General features: G+C 68.4%; 2 protein-coding genes. Both read left to right on the top strand.

All coding sequences use genetic code 11. From position 1 onward, the window contains the following. On the top strand, positions 1–371 hold a 371-nt coding region (locus NKI97_RS35415; protein ID WP_352838614.1), incomplete at its 5' end, for an SDR family NAD(P)-dependent oxidoreductase. Then, the coding region (locus NKI97_RS35420; RefSeq protein ID WP_352838615.1) for an S-adenosylmethionine:tRNA ribosyltransferase-isomerase at positions 368–550 on the top strand (183 nt) is incomplete at its 3' end. The genes NKI97_RS35415 and NKI97_RS35420, both read left to right, overlap by 4 nt.

Here is a 550-nt window from a genome sequence, read left to right on the forward strand (position 1 = left end):
GCGCGTTCCGGCTGACGAAAGCCCTGTTCGGTGCGCTTGCCGCGTCCGCACGCGAGGGCCGCGGCGCGCTGGTCGTCAACATTTCCAGCGACGCCGCGGTGAACGCCTATCCCGGCTGGGGAGCATACGGCGCGAGCAAGGCCGCTCTTGCCCATCTGACGGCGATTTGGGACGAGGAGGCAAAAGCCGACGGCATCCGGCTCCTCGCGCTCGACCCCGGCGATATGGACACCCCGCTGCACGCGCTGGCGCTTCCTGACGCCGATCCGTCGACATTGAAGCGCCCCGAGCTGGCTGCTGCCGAGATCATCGAAAAGATGCTCGACGCGTTGTCGGTCCGCTCTACGCGTCTCGCCGGGGCACATACATGATTGCCGCCGACCGTCCCGATCGGCGCTCCGCCAGGCTGTTCGTCGTCGAGGCCGACGGCACGATGCGCGACCGGCCGCGAGCTGGACTCGCGACGCTGTTCAACCCCGGCGATCTGGTCGTCGCCAATGACGCCGCGACCTTGCCTGCCAGCTTGCACGGCACGCATGTCCCAAGCGGT

The sequence above is a fragment of the Mesorhizobium sp. M0296 genome (genome assembly GCF_040321675.1).
Classification (GTDB): domain Bacteria; phylum Pseudomonadota; class Alphaproteobacteria; order Rhizobiales; family Rhizobiaceae; genus Mesorhizobium.